The organism is Vibrio sp. 1078-1 (assembly GCF_033340475.1).
Map to the genome: position 1 here is coordinate 1 of NZ_JAWOWM010000260.1, position 763 is coordinate 763.

The following is a 763-nucleotide window of genomic DNA, read 5'->3' on the forward strand; positions in this document are numbered from 1 at the left end:
TGGCGCGGTCGCTGGTTTGCAGTCAAATGGTCAAGATGTGGAACTAAGACTGGTCTCTGAAGCCGACGGTGTAAGCACCTATGCAGCGGTGATTGTTGGCACGAACACGCAGATTTTCACCCTAACGTTGGATGCAAAAGACAATAGCTACCAATTTGAGTTAGTGGGCCCTGTGGATCATCCTGCTGGCCTGGGCGAAAACAGCCTAACGTTAGATATTCCTATTTCTGTTACTGACTTCGATGGTGATACATCGGCATCTGTGAACTTGCCAATCACCCTTGTGGATGACGTGCCGGAAATCAAAACGGCGACGCCGTTGTTCTTAGATGAAGATGACTTGCCTTCAGGCTCAGAGCTGAGCAAAGACAGCCTAGAAGCAAGCGGCAGCTTTGATAGCGTAGAAGGCGCGGATACGATAGTTTCTTACCAGTTAGATTTGTCTGGCAACCCAATCAGCGGGATAACGTCAGGCGGCCAAGCGGTCACGCTCGTACAAACTGGTGTGAATAACAACAACTACACTTACCAAGGTCAAACGCCAGATGGAAAATCGGTATTTACTCTGGTGTTAAATGCTGACGGAACATACAAATTCACGCTAGAAGGCGTACTGGATCATGGTGTTCAGGGCGAAGATTTACTGACGCTCAATCTGCCTGTTTTTGCGACGGATGTGGATGGCGATACCGCTGGTATCAATCTTCCTGTGACGATCACAGATGATGTTCCAACGATTTACGATAGTTCCATCACTCGTGTT

At 48.4% G+C, this 763-nt stretch carries 1 protein-coding gene; it reads left to right on the forward strand.

All coding sequences use genetic code 11. The features are described 5' to 3' along the window. Positions 1-763: DUF5801 repeats-in-toxin domain-containing protein (locus R7190_RS26985; protein ID WP_318137813.1), on the forward strand; the 763-nt coding region annotated here is incomplete at both ends.